This is a genomic window from uncultured Treponema sp. (assembly GCF_946187725.1).
Taxonomy (GTDB): domain Bacteria; phylum Spirochaetota; class Spirochaetia; order Treponematales; family Treponemataceae; genus Treponema_D.
Window position 1 is genome coordinate 51276 of the sequence record NZ_CAMHSK010000008.1, and the last position, 23017, is coordinate 74292.

The window sequence follows — 23017 nt, forward strand, 5'->3', positions numbered from 1 at the left end:
TTACTAATGCAGAACTCACTTAGTTTGTCGGCTGAAAACGGTTTGACTTTAGCACAAAATCAGAAAGTCCAGATTGTAAGACAGGAAAATGTCTTAGGACAGGAATTCACGGTTTACGGAGATTTTGAAAATCCGCTTTTCCTTGCGAAAGATGTAGCAGCATGGATTGATTATGCTAAAACTTCACAAGGTTTTTATGATGTGTCAAATATGCTGAAAAGTGTAGATGATGATGAAAAAATTAAGATTTTTACTACTACGAACAATCTTCGTAGTGGTTGTGAACAATGGTTTTTGACTGAAAACGGCTTGTATGAAGTTCTTATGTTGTCAAGAAAACCTATCGCAAAGGATTTCAAGAAAGAAGTAAAAAGAATCCTTCACGAAATAAGAACTACAGGCGGCTATACAGTGCCTAGAAGCTATGCGGAAGCATTGCAGATTGCCGCAGACCAAGCAAAAAGAATCGAAGAGCAGAACAAACAGATTGAAGTTATGAAACCTTCTGCTACATCTTGGGAAACTTACGCCGGAAACATGGAGCATAGGAATTCCGAAAAGTCATTCCGGGAAGTTGCAAAACTCTTGAATCTGAATCCGCAGAATTGCCTTACAAATTGGTGTGAGAAAAACGGCTACATCTACAGGAACAAGGGCGTTTACACGGCAAGTCAGAAAGCAATCACAAAGGGAATTCTTGTAAACAGAATCGTAAACGCTGAAAACGGTTGGAGCGGCGAACAGTGCAAAATTACCGCTTACGGCATGAGGTTCTTTTCTGAAATGAAAGCGCAGGGCGAATTCGGTTATTGCGTTCTCACAGACAAGCCAGAGGACGGAAGCAAAAGACCTGCAAGACCTTCTAGGGATTACCGCAAGCGAGGCGATAAATGACACTACAGATTGATGATGAAGGGGAACTTGGAAAACTTCTTCAACTTCTCCCGGAAGCGATAAACACATTCAAACAGGCTGCAAGCGTACAGAACAATCAGCTTACGGCGCAATGGTACGACTTGGAAGCCTGTTATAACTTGCGCGGCGTGGGGGCTTTTTCGACCTTCAAAAATAACAGGTGGTATCAACCGAAGGGCGGAATCCCGGACGACATCGTACAGGGGCGGCACGCTTGGAGCAGGGAAACGGTGGCGGAATGGCTGACTTATACGGACAAAACGCTTCCAGAATACCACAAGAAATATTGCACAGGTGCAAGAAATCCGAAGGGGGCGCAGAAATGATGTTGAAATGCACTACAACGAAGTTTAACGGCAAAGACATAAAACTTTACGAATCTTCCTACAAGGGCAAAAAGCAGACCTTCGGAAGCATGAGAGAAGCACTTTTATACAGCATGGGTTACGGTTCTGACCAAGCGGCAGAATTGCGCTACATGATGAAAAAAAAGATAGACGAGAAATCCAACGAAGCATAAGGAGGCAAAAAATGCTTTATGAAGAAATCTTGAAAAACGGATTCTGTACGGCTGAAAGTACGGAAGGTATGAGCGAAGATGTATGGCTTGATAAACGCCGTGCAGGTATCGGCGGCAGTGATTCCGGGGCAATCCTTAACATGAATCGCTTTGCTACACCGTTGAGCGTTTACATCGCAAAGAAAAACCTTCTTGATTCTGATTTGAATAAAAACAATCAGTCTATCAAGTGGGGAAAAATGGCAGAAGCTGCAATCAGAAAAGGGCTTGCAGATGATTTGAATTTGCAGATTGAAACCGCACCTGTAATGTTCAAGAGCGTTAAAAATCCGTTCATGCTTGCTGATTTGGACGGTGTGATTTTTGTGCCGGAAGCAAGAGAAATCAACGGAAAGACCGTTAAGGGAATCGGCGGGCTTGAAATCAAGACCGCAACTTCACGCAATACGGAATTTGGAAGTGATGAAATTCCCGACAGTTATTATTGCCAAGTCCAGCATTACATGGCTGTAACCGGGCTTGATTGGTTCGTCCTTTGTGTGCTTATCGACAAGGCAGACGGCAGAATCTACACAGTGCCTAGAAATGACGACTTCATTATCAACTCTCTTATTCCGGCTGAAAAATCATTCTGGAATGACTATGTACTTGCAGAAGTAATGCCAGCTCCAACAGGCAATGAATACGAATCAAAGATTGTTGACGGCGTTTATAAAGAGTGTGCCGCAGAGGTTGAGCTTCCCGAAGAGGTTTCTTTGCTCTGTGATGAATACAATCTTGCAGCACAGGAAGAAAAAGCCGCCGGAGAGAAAAAAGAAATCATCAAGGAAAAAATCAAGATTGCCATTATGAAAGCCTCGCCGACCGCTGATGTCGAGAAGCAGAAAATCATCGCAAAGGCGGGCGGTGCAAAAATATCTTGGAACAAGCAGGTTCGCAAGATTGCCGACACTGACAAGCTCAAAAAATCCGGGCTTTTTGATGAATATTGCAAGGAATCAGCAAGCCTTGTAATGAGAATCACGGCAGAGAAAAAAGCAGCGGGGGCGGCTGATGTATTCTGATGATGAAGATTTGAGAGTGGATAGGTGCTGTTGTGGTGGAAATCCGCAGGTAGAAAGTAAGTACGGCTCTTTCTTTGTCATTTGTAAAGAGTGTGGTTGCTCTGGTTCTTCATATCCAACACAGAAACAGGCAATCCGCTCTTGGAACAAGAAAAACAGACGGATTAAGGGGGAATCTGAAAAATGAAAGTTCTTTGGTGTGACACAGAAACAACAGGATTAAAGCCGGAAAACAGCGGAGCTTTTCAAGTCGCAATGCTTTTTAAGCACGGCATGGATAAAACAAAAGTTTGGCAGCGGCTTTTCTTTCTGAATCCGCTGGACGAAGAAAAGGGCATTTTATACCACGAAGAAGCATACGAAACCCACGGCGTAAAGAAAGAAACGATTGAAGGGTACGCAAAGGCGGCGGAAGTTATGCCGAAAATCGCTTCATTCTTTCTGGAATACGGAAAAGGTTTTACCGATGAAGGAAAGTTTGAAAAGATGTACTTTGCGGGCTATAACCCTTCTTTCGATTGGGAACATCTGGACGAGCTTTTTAAGCGTTACACCGAATACAAGATGTCAGACTTCTTTGAGCCGAAATTGCTTGATGTTCTGGAACAGGTAAAGCGGGCAACGGCAATGGGGAAACTGAATACCGTAAACAAGAAACTTACAACGGTTTGCAAATCGCTTGAAATTCCGCTTGTAAACGCGCATGACGCTATGGGCGACATCGAAGCGACAAGAGAATTGGCGGTAAGACTTCAAAGAATTGGTGTACCTTTGGTTTTGTAAATTTGTGCAAATTTGCACAAATTCGTATTGACTGATACGATAAATAGATTTACAATCGTATTAGATACGAGAAAAAGTATCAAACCCAACGATATATAGACATGGAGGCATTTTTTATGAAAACAGACGGTTCTGACGCACAGAACAGACAAGTTGCGACACAGACACAGCAGAAGCAGGGAACTTTGAGGGATTGGCTGGAAGTTCAGCAAAAAAGGGTTGCTTCATCAATTCCAGCTGGAACGGTAAGCCTTGAAAGGTTTATGGAGAGCGTGAAATTCGCTATCTTAGACCCTAAAAATCCGCTCTTGCGTACTTGTGACAAGGAAAGTTTGCAGCGTTCTATTGCACAGGCAGCAAATTACGGTTTGGAACCGGGCGGAGTTTTAGGACAGGCTTATTTTATCCCATACAATGAATCTGTCAAGTTGCCAAACGGACAGTGGCAGAAAGTTATGACCTGCCATTTTCAGATTGGTTATAAGGGATTGGTCGAACTTGCCAGACGCTCAAAGACAATCAAGACTATCGCCGCAGAACCTGTATATGCCAATGATGAATTCGAGTGTGAATTGGCAAGCGGACGGAGCATACACCATAAAATCAACATCTTCAAAGACCGAGGCGAAGTTGTAGCTTATTACTGTCTTGTTGAACTTACAAACGGCGGTGAGCAATTCGCAATCCTTACAAAATCAGACGCAGAGAGATTCCGCGATAAGTATTCAAAATCTTATGTCATGGCAAAGAACAGCGGCAAAGGGCTTGAAGAAAATAATTGGGTGAAGAACTTTGACGCAATGGCTTTGAAAACTTGCGTTATTAAAGCTCTTAAACTCTGTCCTATCAGCATTGAAACATTGCGGGCAGTCCAGACAGAGGAAAGCGGAGATTACAACGATACAGCCGTTGAAGTTACTCCAGAAGCTGAAACTGTTACCTATTCGGTAAGTGAAGAGCCTAGTCAGATTGCAGCTCCTGCACAGACAGAAGAGCCTGCACCTAGCGATTTGGCACAGGAAGCACTTGAAAGTGGAATGTCAGTTGAAGATGAAGCTGCAATGAACGCCGCTTTTGATTCAATGCCATCACAGGCACAAGACCCTAGTGAGATATTCTAAGGCGGTAGGGAATGAAAGTCACAGGCTATTTTCACGGCATACTTTTCAAAGATAACTCAATTATTTTAAGACCGAGTGATAGCCGTGACTTAATCCCTATTAGAAAGGTTTTCAAAAGCAAGAAAGACCGGGAAGAAAGAAGCGGGCTTGAAATCCTTTTGAGGTGTGAAATTGACGCACCTTTACAGAAACGGAGCATAAAAGAATTAAACACAGCTTGGAAGTTGATTTCAATTATTTATGAATCAATGGAACATCGGCGCGGAACGGACGAAGAGCTTTACAGGTTGTATGAAGATTTGCTGACCGAATACGCCGAAAAGACACCTTGCACACTGTACCCGAACAGATTGCGCCCGGTACGGTTGAGCGAAGCAAACACGGTACAGGCTGCAACTTTCATTGACGGCTTAATTTATCACCTGTGTATGCTTTGTGACTTGAAACAGGATTTACAGGCTGATGTACGAATGGTTATTTACGAATTCGAGGAATGGCGGGGAAAGCAGAAAGAAGATTTTACCGCCACAATGACAGAATCGAAGTGGAGAGAAAGGGCGGTTTATTCCGAAGCGAGCGGAATAGGAACAGATATAGACCTTCATCACATGATGGGAAAGGGAGCGCACGAGATTTTACGGAATGACCCGGAAAATTGGATTGCGTTAAACCGTGTGGAGCATGACGAATTCCACAACGAAGGGGAAGAAAAGTTTTTGCAGAAATACCCGCACTTAAAGGGGCGTTTCGAGCATATACATAAAAAGGCGGCGAGCCTTTACGAAGATAAAAGAAATTTGGGGTGACAGGTAAAAATGACAAGAGAAATACCATTGAGCCGGATTCTTTACGGCACGAATGTCAGAAGCGAGCGTGACGAGGATGTTAGCGAACTTGCAAAGAGCATTGAAGCACATGATATTTTACAGCCTTTAGTTGTAAGACCAAAGGGCAACAAGTATGAAGTTATTTGCGGACACAGACGACTTAAAGCCTTGCAGCTTGTCGGCGGTGATATTTCTGTACCTTGCATTATTCGTGAGGATATTCCAGATTCAGAAGTTCTCAAAGTTCAGCTTGAAGAGAATATTCAGCGTAAGCAAATGAGCGCGGTTGAACTTGTAGAAGCGTTTGACAAGATTAAGGCACAAAGCCGGGTAAAAGTTACGAATGAACGGCTTGCCACAATGCTGAACAAAAGCGTTAGTTGGATTTTGAATCAGTATTATGCGGTAAAGAACATTGAAAAAGTATATGGCGACAACGGCAAGGAGTATGTGAGAAATAATCACATCGCTGCTGGGAAGATTATCGGAGATTTGCAGAAAAAGAATCGAGAAGTCACAAAGGTTCAGAAAGACGGTTTTACCATTGAACATAACGGAAAGACTATCACAGTCAAATGTGAGAGCGTTGATGTGGTGAATTATGTTGTCGCAGAACTTAAAAAAATCTAAGGGGAATTGATATGTCAGAAGAAAAGCCGATTGAGAAACCTAGAGCCGTAAAGCTCGTTTACAATCTGAATGATGATTACAGGACACCGCGCTATCTTGTTTCGTGCCTTGATACATTCATCTTTGATTTTATGCAGCGTCATAACATCAACCGTAAATTGGTTGTGTACTGTCCTTTTGACACCGAAGAAAGCGAGTATGTACGCTACTTCAAAGAAAACGGCGCGGAAGTAATTCATGGGGATATAAAGACAGGGCAGGATTTCTTTGAGAATCCTATCCCAGAATGTGATTTAGTTATCTCAAATCCGCCTTTTTCACGGAAGCGTGAGATTTTCGCTAAACTCTTTGCGGCGAATGTTCCTTTTGCTTTGCTCTTGAATCTGCAGGCAATGCAGTATCAAGAAATGGGGCAGTTGTTCTTTGAGGAACAGCAGAGAACGGAAGCGATTCAGTTTATTATCCCGGATAAGAAAGTGTCTTTTGACGGTCACACAGCGGCTTTTTGCAGCGGTTATTATTGCTGGAAGTTCGTTGAGAAAACATCATTCGTACACCTTCCACATAACAATAGCGGAAAGTTTTATGTTCCGGCTTATTCACTTACAAAACAGGGAGATGTGCAATAATGAAATGGTTTAAGCACGATTCAGACGCAATGACAGATAGCAAAATCAGAAAGTTAATCTTGAAGCATGGGGCGGTAGGTTACGCCGTTTATTTTCACTGTTTGGAGCTGATAGCAAGTAGCGTAAGCGAAACAAACATCAATTTTGAATTGGAGCATGACGCGGAAATCATAGCTGATGATTTGAAAATCAACGGAAGTGGAACGGAAAGCGGAGCGCAGATTGTTGAGAACATCATGCGCACCATTATTGACCTTAAACTTTTCGAGGAATCAGACGGTCACATCTTTTGCTTGAAGCTCTTGAAAAGGCTTGATACTTCCATGACTTCAAATAAGTATTTCCGTACTTTGATTGCGGAAGCAAAAAGCGCAAGAACACCACAGGCACAAATTCCGGCTCTTGAAGCGACACAAACAGAAGAGCCGAAACAGGAAGAAATACCTTACGAAGTCCAGACACCGGGCGAAGAACAATTTTCTTATGCGCAGAAAGAATACGCAAAGAAAATCTTTGACTTATGGAACGGTGCAGGGCTTCCTTGTCCTAAATCCGGCTACATTACTTTTATGCTCTCTGATTTCAGAATGGCAGTCGCAGAGTTGCAGAAAGAAAAGCTACACAGCAGTTCAGTAATTGCCGCCGTTGAGAACTACATCAAGGTTATGGAGCTGAAAAAAGCAAATAAAACTTGGTGGAATGTTAAATACAGTTTTGATAATTTTGCGAAGTTCAAGAATATAAAAAGATTTTTGCCGGACTATTTCGACATCACGGAATATCAAGACATGAAGAAAAAGAACGGTTCAGCGGTCGCACAGTCGGGAGCAGATTCTAGCGGCGAGGGGGTAGATTTCTAATGAGTGAAGAAGAAAAGAAAAACAAAGACCCTATAAAAACCGTGCCGGAAGTTATGAAGAATGTTTTTGCGGGTATTACCGTTGCCTCTGATGAAGATATTGCGAAGCGTGAAGAAGAAATTCGCAAGTATGAAGAAGAGCAGCGAAAGGCAAACCGTGAGCGAAATTTCTTGAACAGCGGAATAGCAGAGAAATTCGAGAATGTAGAACTTTCTGACATTCTGGAGGCTGGAATTGCGGAAATGAAAGACAAAGACGGAAACATAATCACAGATATAAATGTCTTTGAAAAGTTCATTTCTGATATTGCGGAAGGAAAGCCTAGAGGCTTGTGGCTTTGTGGAAAATACGGAACAGGAAAAAGCGTTTTTGCAATCGCTCTTATGCACGAGCTTTGCCGCCGTGGTGTTTCCTGCTCATATTTCAAAACACATGAAGTTATGCAGCGGCTTGACGATGTGAAATGGCATTTAAGCCATGAAACAAGAGCGGGAATTGTGAAAGAGCTTTGCAGCTCTGATTTCCGTATCTTTGACGAAATCGGGCGTTATCCAGATTCAAAGTGGGAGCAGTTTATATTGTTTGATGTAACGAATAAATGTTACGAAAGCTATAAATCAATGCTCTTTATCTCAAATCTGACAAGAAACGAATTAGGCGAGTTTTTGGGCGGGGCTGCTACTGACAGATTCAAGGGTTTAGGAATGACTATTGAATTCAGCGGCAAATCGTTCAGAGGTTCGGAAAATGAATTGTATACAAAGTAGGAGAATGAATATATGACAGACTTAAATCATGTTGTTTTGATTGGACGGCTTACCCAAGATTTGGGAAACGATGAAAGAAGTTTCGGATATTTGCCTAACGGACAGGCAAGGGCAAATGTAAGTATTGCTGTAAATCGCAGCAAGAAACAGGGTGATGAATGGATTAACGAAGTTTTTTATTTTGAAGTTGCAATTTTCGGAAAGACCGCTGAAAACTTGAAGCCGTATCTTTTGAAGGGTAAACAAATCGGTGTAGACGGACACCTTAAACAAGACCGCTGGAAAGACCAGCAGGGCAATAACAGAAGCAAAATCAGCATTGTTGCGGAAAATGTTCAGCTTTTGGGCGGCAAGAGTGAAGATACAACACAGAACGCGGGCGGAAACTATCAGCAGCAGTTTTTCACGCCGAAAGCAAACACACAGTATCAGACACCACCTGCACCACCAAGCGATGATGAATTCCCGGAAGATATACCTTTTTAGGAGTGAGGGCTGAAATTATGGAGATTCAGACAGACAGAAAAACATACAAGACTTTCAAGACGCTTCCGTGCTGCTATAACTGTAAACACTCTTATTTCAGAATGGGAATTGCGCTTTATTGCAATAACCGCTCGGAGTGGATTAAAGAAGCGAGCGTAGAGCCGATAGGAACTTGTGACAGTTTCGAGGAAAAGAATGTTTGACAAGAAAATTAAAGAGCATTGCGGAAACTGTGTTTCTTTTCTGACTGATGAAGATGATAAAGGCAATGTCACGGAATTTCACCATGACAGGAATAAAGATTGTGGATTTTGCGCCATGCGTGATTTGTTCTACACGGTGCAAAATGATTCAAAACCTTGCGATAGCTGGGTGCATGACGGAGAAAAAGAGGAATGAACAAAAACGAATTCGTAAAAGAGATAAAGAAACTTGATAAATCCTGCTTTTATCTTGTGACTGTAGATGAAAGTTATGATTTTCAGACAATGGCAAATATCGCAGATATACTTGATAAACAGGGCGTAAAATCTGTTGTCATGCCTAAAAACATCAACTTCAAAGAATTGCCTGCAGAAAGCAAAGATGAACTTCTTGAATACATAAAGCGTGAAATCGGAATCAAAGACGGCAAGGCGGTTCAGCATGAATAGCGGATTTGGAAGAAGTTATTTCGCACTCCCTAAGAAAAATAAATACGGTAACAGAAAAACAACGATTGAAGGAATTACCTTTGATTCTGCCAAAGAAGCGAATCGTTACCGTGAGCTGAAAATGCTTGAAATTTCGGGGCTGATTTCTGACTTGAAGATTCAGCAGCGTTTTGAGATTGTACCGAAAGCGGGCGGGAATAAAAGAGCAAGGTTTTATGTCGCTGATTTCACATATCTGGAAGGTGGAAAGAAAATCATTGAAGATGTAAAAAGCCCTATTACCCGCAGTAATGCAGTTTATACGCTTAAAAAAGCGTTGGTGCTTTGGCAATATCCAGATTGGATTTTCCGGGAATCGTGATATGTGCAGAAGTTGTATTGATTGCAAAAGGCTTTATGTCTGCAAACCGTTTTATTCAAAAAGGCTAAAAAAAGAAGTTCAAAACTATGTTTGCAAGACAAAAAGAAGAATGATAAGCAAAAAGTTTTTTGAAATGTTTCCGTTGCGATACGGTTGTTTCGAGAAAAAATAGTCATATTTTAGGTGGGAAGTATGAAAAATTTGCAAACTTTAACATAATAGGTTATAAAATAAAAAAAAAGAAAAACCCAACGAAGAAAACATAACGGTGATTCTGACCTAGCCGTATGGGGTGGATTATGTCATATTCGTTGGATAAACTTGTAAAATCTCTTGAAAACCGCATACAGGAAATTGACAGCGGTTATATAAAACTCGGATTTGAGAGCGGAAAACTTGTAGCCGCTGCACAATATAACAATCCCACAGAAGAAGAAAGAAAATACCCTGTTGTCAAAGAGGGCTTTTCACTTGCGGAAGAACTGAAAGAAGCAAGCGTAAGCACTTTTTACGGCACTTTGGGCTTTGTCTTTTCTGGAAAGAAAATCACAAATTGCTATAAATCTCAATCATGGAAAGGCTCAACTTTGGAGCTTTTTATCGGGGGCTGATTATGCAGTTATGCCCAAAATGCAGAAAAGAAATCCGTTATATTCCTGTCAACTACGATGAAGTTATCGTGTGTGATAATGAATTAACAACAGTCTACACAGAGCGTGGGCGGCGTGTGGAAGGGTATCAACCGCATAAATGCAAGGAGCTGAACAATGCCAAGAGCGAAGAAAACAACAACGGCTGAAAAAGAACAGAAAGAAAAGAAGCCTCGCAAACCGACAAAGAAAACAATTCCGGCAGAAGGTGAGCCGACAAACTTAGACATTGATTTGAACTCTTTTGATTGGGGCGAAGATTGCAAGCTGAACGACAGACAGAAATATTTTGTTATCTGGTTTACATATCCGGGAAGAACATATCACAACGCTATGCAATCTGCAATAAAAGCAGGATATACCAAAAAGACGGCTAATGTTTTGTCGCCCGCCATACGAAGAAACCCGGAAATTTCCGCGCTCATTAAAAAGTTTGATGATATGTATGTCAGAGAATCGCTTGATGATTTCTACCACCGGGCAATAACTGACAAGATTGCAAGAGCGACTTTTGATGTAAACGATTTTCACGAAGTCAAGAAATACACGGACAAGGACGGCAACGAAAGGGAGTATTTGAGCATTAAAGACCCTTCGACACTTACGCCGGAGCAGAGAAAGTGTATTGACGGTGTAAAGTTCAACAATAACGGAACGCCAAGCTATGAATTTGCAAATAGAACTCACGAAATGGAAGTTTTGATGAAGCTGCATGAAATGGCAAGCGGCGAGAAGAAAAACACAGAGAACGAAATGGAATTGACCATAGAGCAGATAAAAGACAAAGTGACCGCAAAAGTGAAAGTCATTCAGAAAAAGGACGAAGAAGAAGCGCTTGCGGGTAAATACATTGATGAGCCGGACAATTTGATAGAGGAAATGTAAATGTTTACACCCGATGAAAGATTGCGGTTTTGCTACACCTTTATGAAGTTCAATGAGCGTGATATTGATTTGGACTTCTGGCAAAACCGCTATATCCGAAGTATGTCAAGATTCTCTATTCTGGTAAAATCACGCCGTACAGGTTTTTCTTTTGTGACTTCCATGAAGGGAGTTGTCAAAGCGATAGACCCGGACAGAGTAGCATATACAAAGCAGTTTGTTTCTTACAACGAATCGGACGCGGTAGAAAAAATAAACTACGCCGCGCAATTCTATGAATCTCTTCCGGGAAATGTACGGAAAGTATGCAAGACAAACAACAAGACAGAACTTGATTTTCTTGACAAAAACGGAAAGACAATAAGCCGTCTTATCTCTATTCCTTGTCGCCCTCCTCGCGGAAAGGGAGGCGATATTGCCCTTGATGAATATGCGATTTATTTACCGAAAATGTCAGACGCAGTTTATACGGCTGCATTACCTGTAATTTCTCGTGGTGGTTGTATTGAAATGGGAAGCTCACCACTCGGAAAAATCGGCAAGTTTTATGAAATCTATTCTGACAAAGAAACATATAAGAGTTACGAACGCTATAACATTCCGTGGTGGTTCTCTTCCGGCTTGTGTGTTGATGTTCCAATGGCAGTAAAGATTGCGCCGGAAATGACAACAGAAGAGCGTGTTTTCACTTTTGGTACTGACATCATCAAAGAGATTTACAACTCTATGGAGCTGGAAAAGTTTCAGCAGGAATATGAATGTCGGTTCATTGATGAAGCTGCAAGTTATATCCCGCTTGAATTGATTTATGAAAACACTCCCGGACGCGATAACGAAGAAAAACTTATTGAAATGAGTAAAGATGAATCAATCACCGATGAAGAGTATTGGGAATACAACAGGGGTGTTGATTTTCAAGCGTACACTTCGGAAGATGAAGCGATTCTGCAATACAACAAAGAAATGCACGGTTCACCTTTATTTCTGGGCTTCGATGTTGCAAAACATCGGGATGCTATGTCTATTTATTTAATCGGTATGAAGGGCGACAAGAAAAGGAGTTTTGCCCGGATTGAAAGAAAAGGCATGAGTTATGAGCAACAGGGAGATATTGCCGAAAAGCTCTTTAGAGAATTACCGATTTACCGTGGCGCAATCGACCGAACAGGTAGCGGCGATGGCGTTTATGAGCGGCTCTACAAGAAATTCGGGGATAAAATAGACGGTGTATATTTCACTCCACAAATGAAAGAACAGCTTGCAATCGAAGCAAAAAGGGGATTGGAACAACACGAATTCGCACTTGAAAACAACAAAGATTTTCACTCACAGATTCACAGTATTAAGCGCATGGACGCTGTAGGAAAGTATTTCAGATATGACGCAGAGCGAAACGAGAAAGGTCATGCAGATAGTTTCTGGGCATGGGCTTTAGCGAACTTTGCGAGCATGGACGCTAAAAAAATATCGTTCTACAAACAATATGCTAGTCAAAAAAGCAATACTGTGGTACAATCGGTAGTAGATTCTACGATAAATCGCACAGAAAACGAAGTAAAACCCATCGAAAAACGCGCCGAAACTCTGACCCATAGGCGCGGAAAATCGCTTGATAGCGTTATGCGGGGTTTTACAAATGCTTGGAATAAATAAACCTACTCCCATAAACATTAAGAAAGAAGTTGCAAGGCGAGCCGAATTTGACAAAATGGGGCTGGGGCAGGGCGAAGGTTCTTTCTTCAATGACAACGGCAGACTACACGGCGCAAGTTCTTCATTCTTTGACCCATTCACAGTATCAGACACTTCAATCGCAGGTTTACGATGTGTAAGCCGGGCAATGAACGGCTCTGTAAGTGCAAGCGTTTTACGCAGAATTGCAGATAAAGCATGGGTTATAAACATCTGTATCAACAACATTCAGAAAAAAGTTAAACCGTTTTTGAAACCTTCTACAGACCGCAATATTCGCGGTTTCGTTATCCTCAAAAAAGGCGAGGAACTCGGAAAAGCCGCCGGACAGAAAAGCGCAAAGCGAAAAGAAATCGAAGATTTCATAGTTCATACAGGAAACTACAAAGATACCGACCGTGACACTCTTACAGTGTTTTCAGAAAAGATTATCCGCGATTGGCTGACGATTGCACAGGCAAGTACAGAAGTGCAGTACAATGTGGCAGGACAGCCGATAGCATTTTTTGCCGTGGATTCTGGCACTATTGAGCGTGTATTGCCGAATTCGGAACACCCGGAATTCAAGTATGCGCAGGTAATACACGGTATGGCGCGGGTAGCATACACTGACAAGGAAATGATTGTCCAGATTGCAAATCCGCAGACTGATATTTACCGCTCATTCTATGGGCACTCACCAATCGAACAGGCAATAGACCTTATTGCAAGCGAAATCAACACAATCACATATAACGCCGGAGCATTTACAGAAAACAAATTGCCGCGAGGTATGCTTCTTGTTGACGGTGATTTGGACTATGAATCAACGGAAGAAATGGTTGATTATGTTTCCGAAATTATGAACGGAAGCCCGGCTAATCAGTGGCGAGTGCCTATCATTCCTTCTGGAGGCGGAAAAGAGGGCGGAAACAATTCTATCAAGTGGGTACAGCTTGGCGGAAATAACCGCGATATGGAATTCTCAAATTGGCTTGACTTCCTTGTTTCAAATGTCGTAGCCCTTTTTGGTTGCAGCATGGAAGAATTGGGGCTTCATTCGCAGAAGTCACAGGCAATGTTTGAGCGTGAAGGAAAGACACGAATTGAGCAGGCAAAATCTACAATTCTTGGCGATACTCTCTCATTCTTGCAAGATTACATCAACCGTATTCTTGATATTGCATACCCGGATTATGAGCTTGAATTCGTAGGGTACGAAAAAGACGACCCTAAAGCAATCGTTGACATTGATAAATCAGAAGTCGAAGCATACAAGACTTTGAACGAAAAGCGCGAAGAAAAGGGTATGAAAAAACTTGACGCTGAATGGGCTAACATTCCGCTTAATCCGCAAGCCGTGCAGCTTTTTCAGAGCGCACAGGCACAACAGCAGCAGGGCGGAGATATGGGCGGCTCTGATGATGATTCATGGGGCGATTATCAAGGCGCAATTATGGGTGACGATGCCGAAGCTGGCGACTTTGGAAGTGAAGGAAATACAGAAGAGCCTGCAGAAGAAAACGGCGGGGAAGAAATGCAGAAGTCCCTTCTTGAAAGAACAAGGGAACTTGTGAGAATCCGAATATGAACAAAACCGTAGTATTGGAATTCACAAACATTACACCTCAAAATTGCCGCTACAAGTTTGAAAAAGCGATTCACGCAGTTTCTAAACAACTCGGAATTCCTGTTTCTGTCGAAAAGCAGAATACAGAACATACAGGAGAGGCTTTTGCTTTTGCTTCGCAGGAGCAATTAACCTATAAGTGGTATGACTATTTCAATAACGCAATCAAAGAAGTTTATTATTTTGTCGCTGATTATTTTGATTTACCGATTCAGAATGTACTTCAAAAAGCCGGGGAACTTATTCACAGAGGGCAGATTCTTTACTCACCCGAAACAGGGAAGCCGATTAAAAAGGCTGATTGGGATAGGTTTGTAAAGGCTCTTGAAAAGATTCTCAATCAGAAATTCAACGGCAGCGGAGAAAAGATTGTACTTGAAAGCAAGGCGTTAGGAAAACTTCTTGACCGTATGCTTAAATACAATAAGTTGCCGGAAGTAAAAGACATCAGCCTTTCAGACATAAGATATTCAAACAAAACTTTTGACTACATTGCCGAAAGCACAAAGACCGCTGAAAAAGTTTTCGGGGCAATGGATAATACCCGGATAGAGCTTATTCAGCAGAGCGCGGCAGAAAGAATATCGGGAATGACTGACGAACTCAAAACCGAAGTAAAGCAGACCCTTATTGACGGCATAAAGTCACGCAAGGGAAAGCAGCAGATTTCACAAGACCTGTTTAATAGACTTTCCGGCACAAACAGAGATTTCCGAAAAATTGCCGACACAGAGATTCAGAACAACATAAACAATTCATTCATTGAAGAAGAAGTATCTAACGCCGGGGCGGGGGAAAAAGTCTACTTTCAGCGCATAGAGATTGTAGACGGCGCAACCTGTCCTTTCTGCAAGAAGATGAACGGAGTAATTGCCGTATGGAGCGAAATACCACTTTCAAACGACAAGGTAGACGGCGACCCATACGCAACAGTAGCACTTTGGGAAGGTAAGGATTGGAACGGACAAAAGAACTATGTCGCAAACGGAGCTTTTCACCCTTATTGCCGGGGAATCTGGACTAGGTGGAATTCACGCATTAACGCATATTCCGCAATGCTTAAAAAGCGAAGTGAGGATTACAACAAGGCAATAGACAAAGCCCGCGAAGAATGGAAAGCGAAGGGAATCGAAAACCCGAACGACAAAACACCGGGATATATCGACCGTATTAACGAATTGTATAACGGCACTGTTCAGAAATCACTTACATGGAGCGGTCACGAATTGCAGGACAGATACAATTTTGCGGGGCTGAAAATCTCGGTAGAGAACAAGAAGGGAAGCACCAGAAGCGGAACTGACAAAGACGGTCACGAGTGGCACACATTCATGCACTATGACTATGGCTATATACGAGGTACAGAAGGAACGGACGGCGACCATGTAGATTGCTATATAGGCGATAACGAGGACGCAAAGAATGTTTACATCATTCATCAGAACGACCCTGTAACAAACAAGTACGATGAAGATAAATGTATGCTCGGTTTTGATTCTCTTGAATCTGCAAAAGCTGCATACCTCAAACAGTATGACAGACCGGGATTTTTAGGAAGCATTACTACAATGAGCATTGACGAATTCAAAGATTATGTACTTGCAAAAGAAAATCACGGAGAGCGAATTCAACCTTGATTTTTTAGGTTGATTTAGGAAAAAACACCGAATTTGAGCAAATTTGCACAAACATTAAGGAGATATAAAATGCTGATAATCAACAAAGAAAAGTTTGCAGAGATTCTTAAATCTGCTCTTGGTTCACAGAAAGGCGACCACGATTACATCTACCGTGTACCGATTGCAGAGAAACATAGTGGAAAATCTGTCAGAAGGTATAAATATTTATACGCTTGGGAACAGATTAAAAAGCCTTTTGAAAAGCTGGCAGAGTTTTTCGGAATCAACGAAAAACAGGTTGATGAAATGTATGCGAAAGAAAACATACAGAAAGATTTTAATGCCGACAAAAAGACTTTTGCGCAGCACCTTGTTGAATACTTCTCACATCGCAAACAGTGGGACGACCGATTTGCACCGAAAGAGAATCAGCAGAAATTCAATAAGCCTGTAAAAATGGCGACATTCAAAGAAAACGCCGATGTACTCTCAAAGGACATGGAAACACCCGCACCAGAGAATGACGAGCCGTCATTATTCAGCGACAAGGAACTTAAAAAACTTGGGGCAAAAAATAAAGGCGAGTGGAAAGCAAACCCTTATTTAATGCGCCGTATCTGGGGAATGTTTACAGGAAAGACAGTTCAGCAGCAGGAAAAACAGGCACAGACCGCCGAAAAGAAGGTTGCTGACGAAGCTGCAAAGAAAGAAGAGCAGAAGAAACTCATTGCGGAATTTGCCGAAAAGCATAACCTAGACCCAAAGAAAGTTGAAGCCGGAATGAAACAGGCTTTCAAAGAAATTGACAACATCGGGAAGAAAACCGAAAAGAAGCCGACAAAAGCGCAGCTTCTTAAAGATGTTATCAAACCGCAGTTGTTTGATTTGGGAATTATCCCACATTCACAGATTGAAGCAACAAACACAGAACAGATTGACAATGTGCAGGCACTTCTTGAAACAATCGCAACAATGCCGAAGATGTACGAGGGCGACCATACGGCAAGGCTGCATTACTTTGTCGGCGGTATGGATTACTACATTACAGAGCTTGGCGACGATGGCGTAGGCTATGGTTATGTAGACAACAACGGCGACACAATGACAAGCGAATGGGGATATGTAGACCTTAAAGAACTTGCTTCTGCAGGCGACATGAATGGCTTGAATATTGACTATTTCTTCACTCCAAAACTTGTAGGCGACCTTATCAAAGAGAGCGGACACCGCGAACTTGCCGAAGAGTACGAAGATACTTACGGCGAAGAAGAAGCCGAAATGAAAGAAAAGGCAGAGGACAAAAAGCCTGCTGCACCTAAAAAAGTAGATTGGTTTCAAGCGTTTGCTGGCTCTTGGAACAAATTCTATCCTAACGGAACAGGCGGAAAACCTTATTCTAATATCTCAAAGATTGATTCAAAAGGCAGAAAAATTACAGAATCATGGAGAGCGAATTCAAAGACCGATTTGAGCGGTATTCTTGATAACGCTAATGATTTTGTTTTTGATTGTGAACACCTCGGAGAAAAATCAAGACAGAACTTTGTTGAAAGACTTGCTGAATTGGGATTCCATGCACAGAAAGAATATACGGACGAAAAAGGCGAAACAAAGTATATGCTGATGATTCGTGACGGCTCAAAAGCCGGGCTTGTTGAAATGATTCCGAATTCTGATTACAAGAAAAAAGAATACACCGTTATTACTCACGATGAAGCCGGAAACGAAACCGACAAACAGGTGTTCAGCGACATTGACAGTGCACAGGCTTTCATGGATAAGCAGAGAAAAGCACTTGAAGCCGGGGAAAGTGAAGCGGAGAAACACGAAAACCGAAGTAATGCAATGCTCGGAAATCAGAACGCAAAGAAATTCGGTATGCCGGAAGATGTTTACGAAATCATGCGAAACATGGTAAGTGAGCAGGTAAACGGACAGGGAATAAAAAATCGTCAAATACTGTTTGAAAAACTGTATAAAAAAGACGATTATTTTAGAAAGAAACTTGATATGTACGGTGGTACAAGCAATGAAGAAATCACAGGCTATAAACGGTCTGATATTTTCAATGCTTTGTATGATGATGTAACAGGAGGCGAACATGGAGAAGATAACTCTGGAATTGGACGAAATGGACTTTCCGCAGGTACTAGCGACTTACGGAGCGGAACAGGCGAAGGAAATGGCGATAGCAATGTGTCTGAAACAGAATCAGCCATTGACGGAAACGAATTTGTACAGCAACCTCGCGAATCTGGAATCGGACTTGGAGAGCGAAGCTCTGACAATGGACGAAACGGAGCAGGAAGCGGACGAGTAACAAAAGCGACAGCTAAACAAATCCGCGCAAAATGCCTTGAACTTCTCGCAACAAAGAAAGATTCTGAAATGACCGCAGAAGATAAGGCACTTCTTTCACAGTATGAAGGTGGCGGCGGATTGAACGAGGGCGGACAGTCTACAAAAGCCGTACTCACCGAATTCTACACTCCTAGAGATGTAATCTCTAAGGTATGGGAACTTGTAGACAAATACAATCCGAATCAGAAGAAAAAAGTCTTAGAGCCGTCAAGTGGTATCGGACGCTTTGCAGAAGGAAGAAACGAAGATTTCACACTTTGCGAACTTGACGAAACAAGCGCACGAATTGCCGGAATTCTTCACCCGGATTCAGAAGTAAAACAGGGAGCATTTCAAAAGCTCTTCATGCAGAATAACGCCGTAACAGGCTACAAAGGCGAACTGTACGATGTCGCAATCGGAAACCCGCCGTATGGAGCTTATAACGACCTTTACAAAGGCATGGGAGAAGGAAAACACCACACACGCTATGAAGAATACTTTATTGACCGCTCTCTTGATACTCTCAAAGACGGTGGTATTCTTGCTTTTGTCGTTCCTTCTTCATTCTTGCGGGGCAAAAACGGCAAGGGAAAAGAAGCGATTGCAAAGAAAGGAAAGCTACTTGAAGCGTGGCGACTTCCAAAAGGTACATTTAGCAGTACAGATGTTGGAACAGATATTATTGTCATTCAGAAGGGCAAGGGCGATATTGCCGACTATTGCGACAATAAATATTTTGCCGATAATGAATCTCATGTAATCGGACACGAAACCGAAGGAAAAGACCGTTTCGGAAAGCCGACAAAGATTGTAAATCTTCCAGAAGGAAAGACAGTTGCAGAAGCAATTTCCATGATTGATACAAAAGCCGTTGAAGTCAAAGAGATTGCAAAGAATGTCGAAGTAAAGACCGTACAGGCTGATTTGTCAAAACGATTTACAGTTATTGGCAAGTTGCAGGTAGGCGCGGAACTTACACGCCCGGACGGAGCAAAAGGAAAAATCACATACATTACTGACGGCGGAATGATTGGTTACGAATTCGACAGTAAGACCAATCCGGGCGGAAGAACAAGCCTTGAAGATTTTGCCGTATTGGACGACAAGGAAACCGCCGAAGAAATCAGCCGCAAGCGTAGCGAAGCCATGAAGGGCAACGACAACGCAAAAAAGGCTTTCCACAAGCAGATTGTAAAGAAAGCTACAAAAGGCGATGTATTCACACCTTCTATCGGTAAGAATATGACAGCGCAGGAATTCAACGCTAAATACTCAAAGGATATTCCAGAAGCCGACATGAAATTCTGGAAAGTAACCGATTGGGAAGGTAAGGTTGATGTAACAAAACTTACTGATGAAGAGCGCGAGGAACTTGGCAAAAACAAGAATTTTGTGACCGATGAAAACGGAAATATTGTAAATGTTGCAAACTATGCAAGCGGAAACATTGTTGAAAAACTCGCAAAACTTGAAGCCGAAAAAGACCGCATAAGCAAAGAATCTTACGAAGAAAAGAAAGCTATTCTTGAAGCCGTATTGCCTGCAAGAAAAAACATCATGCAGTTTACAATCTCGCCAAAAGAAAACTTTGCTTTGCAGTTCAAAGACGATGACGGTATTTCTCTTAAAGACAAATTCCTTGCATATTGCGGATTTAATGAAAACGGAAGAATCGGCTGGAATTCTCATTGTCCTATTCCAAAGTCAGAGCTTGCGGACGGAATGACAATGCAGGATATTTGGGATTATGTAAATCAGATTCCTGTAAGAACTGAAAGAACAAGAAACCCAGAGGACGCAGAAACCGCCAAAATGTTTGCGGAGCAGAAAAAGAACGCAAGACGCGAAACAACAGAAAGACTTTTCAATAAGTGGTTGCGCGAACTCCCGGAAAGACAGCAGAACGCCATTGAAGATGAATGGAACGCAAGATTTAACTCACGCGTAAACCCAGATTATAAAAAGATTCCGCTTTTCGTTGACGGCATGAACACCCACAAGGGAAAGAAGAAATTCGACATGACCGAACAGCAGATTAAAGGCGTTTCAATGCTCTGCAATAAGGGGAATGGTATTCTTGCTTATGATGTCGGTGTAGGAAAGACCGTAACAGGTATTGTTGCGACTGTAAATCAGATTCAGACAGGAAAAGCAAAACGCCCGATTATCTGTGTACCAAAATCTGTTTACAAGAAATGGATTAAGGAAATTAAGCAGCATTTCCCTAATCAGACAATAAACGAACTCGGAAATTTCAGCGAAAAGGACTTAGGCAGATTCAAAGATTCTGACGGTAAAGTAAACTTGCCGGAAGGTGCATTGAATGTCTGTACTTACGAAGCATTACAGAAAGTCACTTTCAAAGAGGAAACTCTTAACGGTGATTTGCGTGATGATATGCTTGATTCACAGTCGGTATATGACTATGACGAATACGGAAATCTTGTAGAAGATACCCGAAGTGAGCGCGAAAAGGCACAGGCAGAAGAAAAGTTGATGAAAATGCTCGGCATTGCAGCAGAAGCAAAGCCGGGAGCTGTTTATTGGGAAGATTTGGGAATTGACCATATCACAGTAGACGAGCTGCACAACTTCAAAAATGTTTTCTCAATTCCACGCACTTTTGGTAAATCTGTACGAAGTACGAACGAAAAGAAAACCGATTATTGGGGAAGAAAGATTAAGGCAGACGACGACCCCGGACAGCTCTCAAACGAATACAGCGGTATGCAGGGAGCGACATCTGGACGCGCTATGAAACTCTTTGCAATTTCACAGTTGATTCAGAGAGAAACAAACGGAAGGGGATTCTTCGGACTTTCAGCAACGCCTTTCAATAACTCGCCTGTAGAGATTTACAACATTCTTTCTATGGTGGCAAGAAACCGCCTTAAAGATTTGGAAATCTACAACTTGCAGGACTTTATGAAGCAGTTTGCAGAAATGAAGCCGGATTGGAAGGTACAGGCAAACGGTGATGTAGTATCTGCACAGGTTATGAAGAACTTCAAAAACCTTAACGCATTGCAGAATCTTATTACTGAATTCATCGACAAGGTAGACGGTGAAGAAGCCGGAGTAGTAAGACCATACAAGAGAGTACACAAGCCGGAGCTTGATTTGACACCATTGCAGAAAGCAATCATTAAGGCTGAAACTGACCGCATGGACGGCAAATTCTCAAAGCCGGGTGACGATAATAAAAACTCTGCTGACGCTCTTATTGCAATGAACAATATGCGAATGGCTACACTCTCACCAGCATTGATTGACCCGAAATTCTGGGCTGATTATGAGGATTACGAGGGCTGGCACAAACCGCAGATGAAGGACATTGTAAAAGAATCGCCTAAGCTGCAATTTGTTTGTGATACGGCAAGCACACAGTACAAGGAAAGACCGACAGAAGGACAGGTAATCTATATGCCTCGTGGTACAAATCAGTATCAGTATGTAAAAGATTATCTTGTTTCCAAAGGTGTTCCGGCTGACGCTATCGCCTTTATGGATTCAAGCACAAGCCTTGCAGACAAAGAGCGCATTAAGGACGACTTCAACGATGTGGACGGCAAGATTAAAATTATTATCGGTTCGGAAACAATCAAAGAAGGTGTTTCGCTCAATGGAAACTCTACAACGCTTTATAACACAATGCTTGGCTGGAATCCTACCGAAACAATACAGGTAGAAGGTCGTATCTGGCGACAGAATAACAAACAGGGAATTACTCATATCGTTTATCCGCTTATGAATGATTCCATTGACGCTATGATGTACCAGAAGTATGACGAAAAATCGAGCCGCCTTAACGCATTGTGGAGCTATAAGGGCGATTCTCTCAATGTTGAGGACATCAACCCGGAAGAGCTGAAATTCGAGCTTATTAAAGACCCGAAAAAGCGTGCAAGTATGAAAATCTTGCAGGAGCAGGCAGACTTGAAGAAGCAGCAGAAAATGACGGATGCGCTTTATGATACCATTGCCGAACAGATGAGCCAAAGAAAGAATCTGATAGGCAATACAGAGTATCAGACAAAGCAGATTCCAGAGTATGAAAAATCTGTTGCGAATTATACTAACCTCGTGGAAGAAACAGAAAAGAAACTGAAAGCCGCAAAGAAAGCGAAAGAAGATACTTGGAGAATCGAGCGGGATTTGGAGAACTACAAATATTCTGTAAATTCTTACAAGTCACAGCTTCGATTGGCAAACAAAGCCATTAAAGAAAACGGCGAATTGATTGCAGCCATTGAAAACTCTTGGAGAAAACAGGGAGTAGATAACCCGGAAAACATCGAGGAAAAACTTTCTGAAATCTCTGCAAGACGGCACGAAATTTCAAACAAGCTGGGAGAAATCGAAGGTAAGTTTGATTTCTATGTGGCAGAAGCAAAGAAGCAGATTGAGGACGCACAGAGAAAACAGAAGCATTATTCTGTAGCTGACCGTGTAGATTACTATGCAAAGGAAATCGGAAACGACTTGAAGCCTTTTGAGGAAATCAAAGACCAGATTAAGGCAGACATGGAAAAGAAGCGTAACGGTGGAATTGCAAAAGCGATTATCTATAACGGTCGCCTGCTGATTCAAAGAGCATAATTGC

General features: G+C 42.2%; 24 protein-coding genes. All 24 read left to right on the plus strand.

Translation table 11 applies throughout. The features are described 5' to 3' along the window. The first annotated feature begins 6 nt into the window (after positions 1–6). Positions 7–894, plus strand: coding sequence for a BRO family protein (locus tag Q0Q74_RS05060; RefSeq protein WP_294429137.1), 888 nt, complete (start codon positions 7–9; stop codon positions 892–894). Next, positions 891–1241, plus strand: coding sequence for a hypothetical protein (locus Q0Q74_RS05065; protein WP_294429138.1), 351 nt, complete (start codon positions 891–893; stop codon positions 1239–1241). Before Q0Q74_RS05060 ends, Q0Q74_RS05065 begins: the two co-directional genes overlap by 4 nt. Then, positions 1238–1435 (plus strand): hypothetical protein, encoded by a 198-nt coding sequence (locus Q0Q74_RS05070; protein WP_294429139.1) that lies wholly within the window; start codon positions 1238–1240, stop codon positions 1433–1435. Before Q0Q74_RS05065 ends, Q0Q74_RS05070 begins: the two co-directional genes overlap by 4 nt. A gap of 11 nt (positions 1436–1446) precedes the next feature. Continuing rightward, positions 1447–2499: a YqaJ viral recombinase family protein gene (locus Q0Q74_RS05075; protein ID WP_294429141.1), complete on the plus strand. Its 1053-nt coding sequence runs from the start codon at positions 1447–1449 to the stop codon at positions 2497–2499. Continuing rightward, positions 2489–2686 (plus strand): hypothetical protein, encoded by a 198-nt coding sequence (locus Q0Q74_RS05080; RefSeq protein WP_294429142.1) that lies wholly within the window; start codon positions 2489–2491, stop codon positions 2684–2686. The genes Q0Q74_RS05075 and Q0Q74_RS05080 overlap by 11 nt, the downstream gene beginning before the upstream one ends. Beyond that, complete coding sequence (locus Q0Q74_RS05085) at positions 2683–3282, plus strand: 3'-5' exonuclease (protein WP_294429143.1); 600 nt, start codon at positions 2683–2685, stop codon at positions 3280–3282. The genes Q0Q74_RS05080 and Q0Q74_RS05085 overlap by 4 nt, the downstream gene beginning before the upstream one ends. A gap of 116 nt (positions 3283–3398) precedes the next feature. Next, on the plus strand, positions 3399–4403 hold the full coding sequence (locus Q0Q74_RS05090) for a recombinase RecT (RefSeq protein WP_294429144.1): 1005 nt from the start codon (positions 3399–3401) through the stop codon (positions 4401–4403). An 11-nt stretch (positions 4404–4414) separates the two neighbouring features. Further along, a complete protein-coding gene (locus tag Q0Q74_RS05095; RefSeq protein WP_294429145.1) occupies positions 4415–5209 on the plus strand; it encodes a hypothetical protein in 795 nt (264 codons plus the stop codon). A 9-nt stretch (positions 5210–5218) separates the two neighbouring features. Beyond that, positions 5219–5860 carry a ParB/RepB/Spo0J family partition protein gene (locus tag Q0Q74_RS05100; RefSeq protein WP_294429146.1) on the plus strand — a complete coding sequence of 214 codons (642 nt, stop codon included), beginning with the start codon at positions 5219–5221 and terminating at the stop codon, positions 5858–5860. Between the two features lie 11 nt (positions 5861–5871). Continuing rightward, a complete protein-coding gene (locus Q0Q74_RS05105; protein ID WP_294429147.1) occupies positions 5872–6489 on the plus strand; it encodes an adenine-specific methyltransferase EcoRI family protein in 618 nt (205 codons plus the stop codon). Next, complete coding sequence (locus tag Q0Q74_RS05110) at positions 6489–7349, plus strand: Lin1244/Lin1753 domain-containing protein (protein WP_294429148.1); 861 nt, start codon at positions 6489–6491, stop codon at positions 7347–7349. The genes Q0Q74_RS05105 and Q0Q74_RS05110 overlap by 1 nt, the downstream gene beginning before the upstream one ends. Next, positions 7349–8116, plus strand: coding sequence for an ATP-binding protein (locus tag Q0Q74_RS05115; protein WP_294429149.1), 768 nt, complete (start codon positions 7349–7351; stop codon positions 8114–8116). The genes Q0Q74_RS05110 and Q0Q74_RS05115 overlap by 1 nt, the downstream gene beginning before the upstream one ends. A 12-nt stretch (positions 8117–8128) precedes the next feature. After that, on the plus strand, positions 8129–8602 hold the full coding sequence (locus Q0Q74_RS05120) for a single-stranded DNA-binding protein (RefSeq protein WP_294429150.1): 474 nt from the start codon (positions 8129–8131) through the stop codon (positions 8600–8602). 17 nt (positions 8603–8619) lie between these two features. After that, positions 8620–8805, plus strand: coding sequence for a hypothetical protein (locus tag Q0Q74_RS05125; protein ID WP_294429151.1), 186 nt, complete (start codon positions 8620–8622; stop codon positions 8803–8805). After that, positions 8798–9001: a hypothetical protein gene (locus tag Q0Q74_RS05130; RefSeq protein ID WP_294429152.1), complete on the plus strand. Its 204-nt coding sequence runs from the start codon at positions 8798–8800 to the stop codon at positions 8999–9001. Before Q0Q74_RS05125 ends, Q0Q74_RS05130 begins: the two co-directional genes overlap by 8 nt. Beyond that, positions 8998–9255, plus strand: coding sequence for a hypothetical protein (locus Q0Q74_RS05135; RefSeq protein ID WP_294429153.1), 258 nt, complete (start codon positions 8998–9000; stop codon positions 9253–9255). Before Q0Q74_RS05130 ends, Q0Q74_RS05135 begins: the two co-directional genes overlap by 4 nt. Next, on the plus strand, positions 9248–9616 hold the full coding sequence (locus Q0Q74_RS05140) for a DUF1064 domain-containing protein (RefSeq protein ID WP_294429154.1): 369 nt from the start codon (positions 9248–9250) through the stop codon (positions 9614–9616). Before Q0Q74_RS05135 ends, Q0Q74_RS05140 begins: the two co-directional genes overlap by 8 nt. 299 nt (positions 9617–9915) lie before the next feature. Next, positions 9916–10227 carry a hypothetical protein gene (locus tag Q0Q74_RS05145; RefSeq protein WP_294429156.1) on the plus strand — a complete coding sequence of 104 codons (312 nt, stop codon included), beginning with the start codon at positions 9916–9918 and terminating at the stop codon, positions 10225–10227. Between the two features lie 2 nt (positions 10228–10229). Next, the gene (locus Q0Q74_RS05150; RefSeq protein WP_294429158.1) at positions 10230–10415 is read left to right on the plus strand and encodes a hypothetical protein; all 186 of its coding nucleotides are present in this window, start codon (positions 10230–10232) and stop codon (positions 10413–10415) included. Further along, a complete protein-coding gene (locus tag Q0Q74_RS05155; RefSeq protein ID WP_294429159.1) occupies positions 10384–11151 on the plus strand; it encodes a terminase small subunit in 768 nt (255 codons plus the stop codon). The genes Q0Q74_RS05150 and Q0Q74_RS05155 overlap by 32 nt, the downstream gene beginning before the upstream one ends. After that, a complete protein-coding gene (locus Q0Q74_RS05160) occupies positions 11152–12804 on the plus strand; it encodes a hypothetical protein (protein ID WP_294429161.1) in 1653 nt (550 codons plus the stop codon). Then, complete coding sequence (locus tag Q0Q74_RS05165; RefSeq protein WP_294429163.1) at positions 12788–14413, plus strand: phage portal protein; 1626 nt, start codon at positions 12788–12790, stop codon at positions 14411–14413. Before Q0Q74_RS05160 ends, Q0Q74_RS05165 begins: the two co-directional genes overlap by 17 nt. Next, positions 14410–16089 carry a hypothetical protein gene (locus tag Q0Q74_RS05170; protein ID WP_294429165.1) on the plus strand — a complete coding sequence of 560 codons (1680 nt, stop codon included), beginning with the start codon at positions 14410–14412 and terminating at the stop codon, positions 16087–16089. Before Q0Q74_RS05165 ends, Q0Q74_RS05170 begins: the two co-directional genes overlap by 4 nt. 69 nt (positions 16090–16158) lie before the next feature. Beyond that, positions 16159–23013 (plus strand): SNF2-related protein, encoded by a 6855-nt coding sequence (locus tag Q0Q74_RS05175; protein ID WP_294429166.1) that lies wholly within the window; start codon positions 16159–16161, stop codon positions 23011–23013. Positions 23014–23017: the final 4 nt, after the last annotated feature.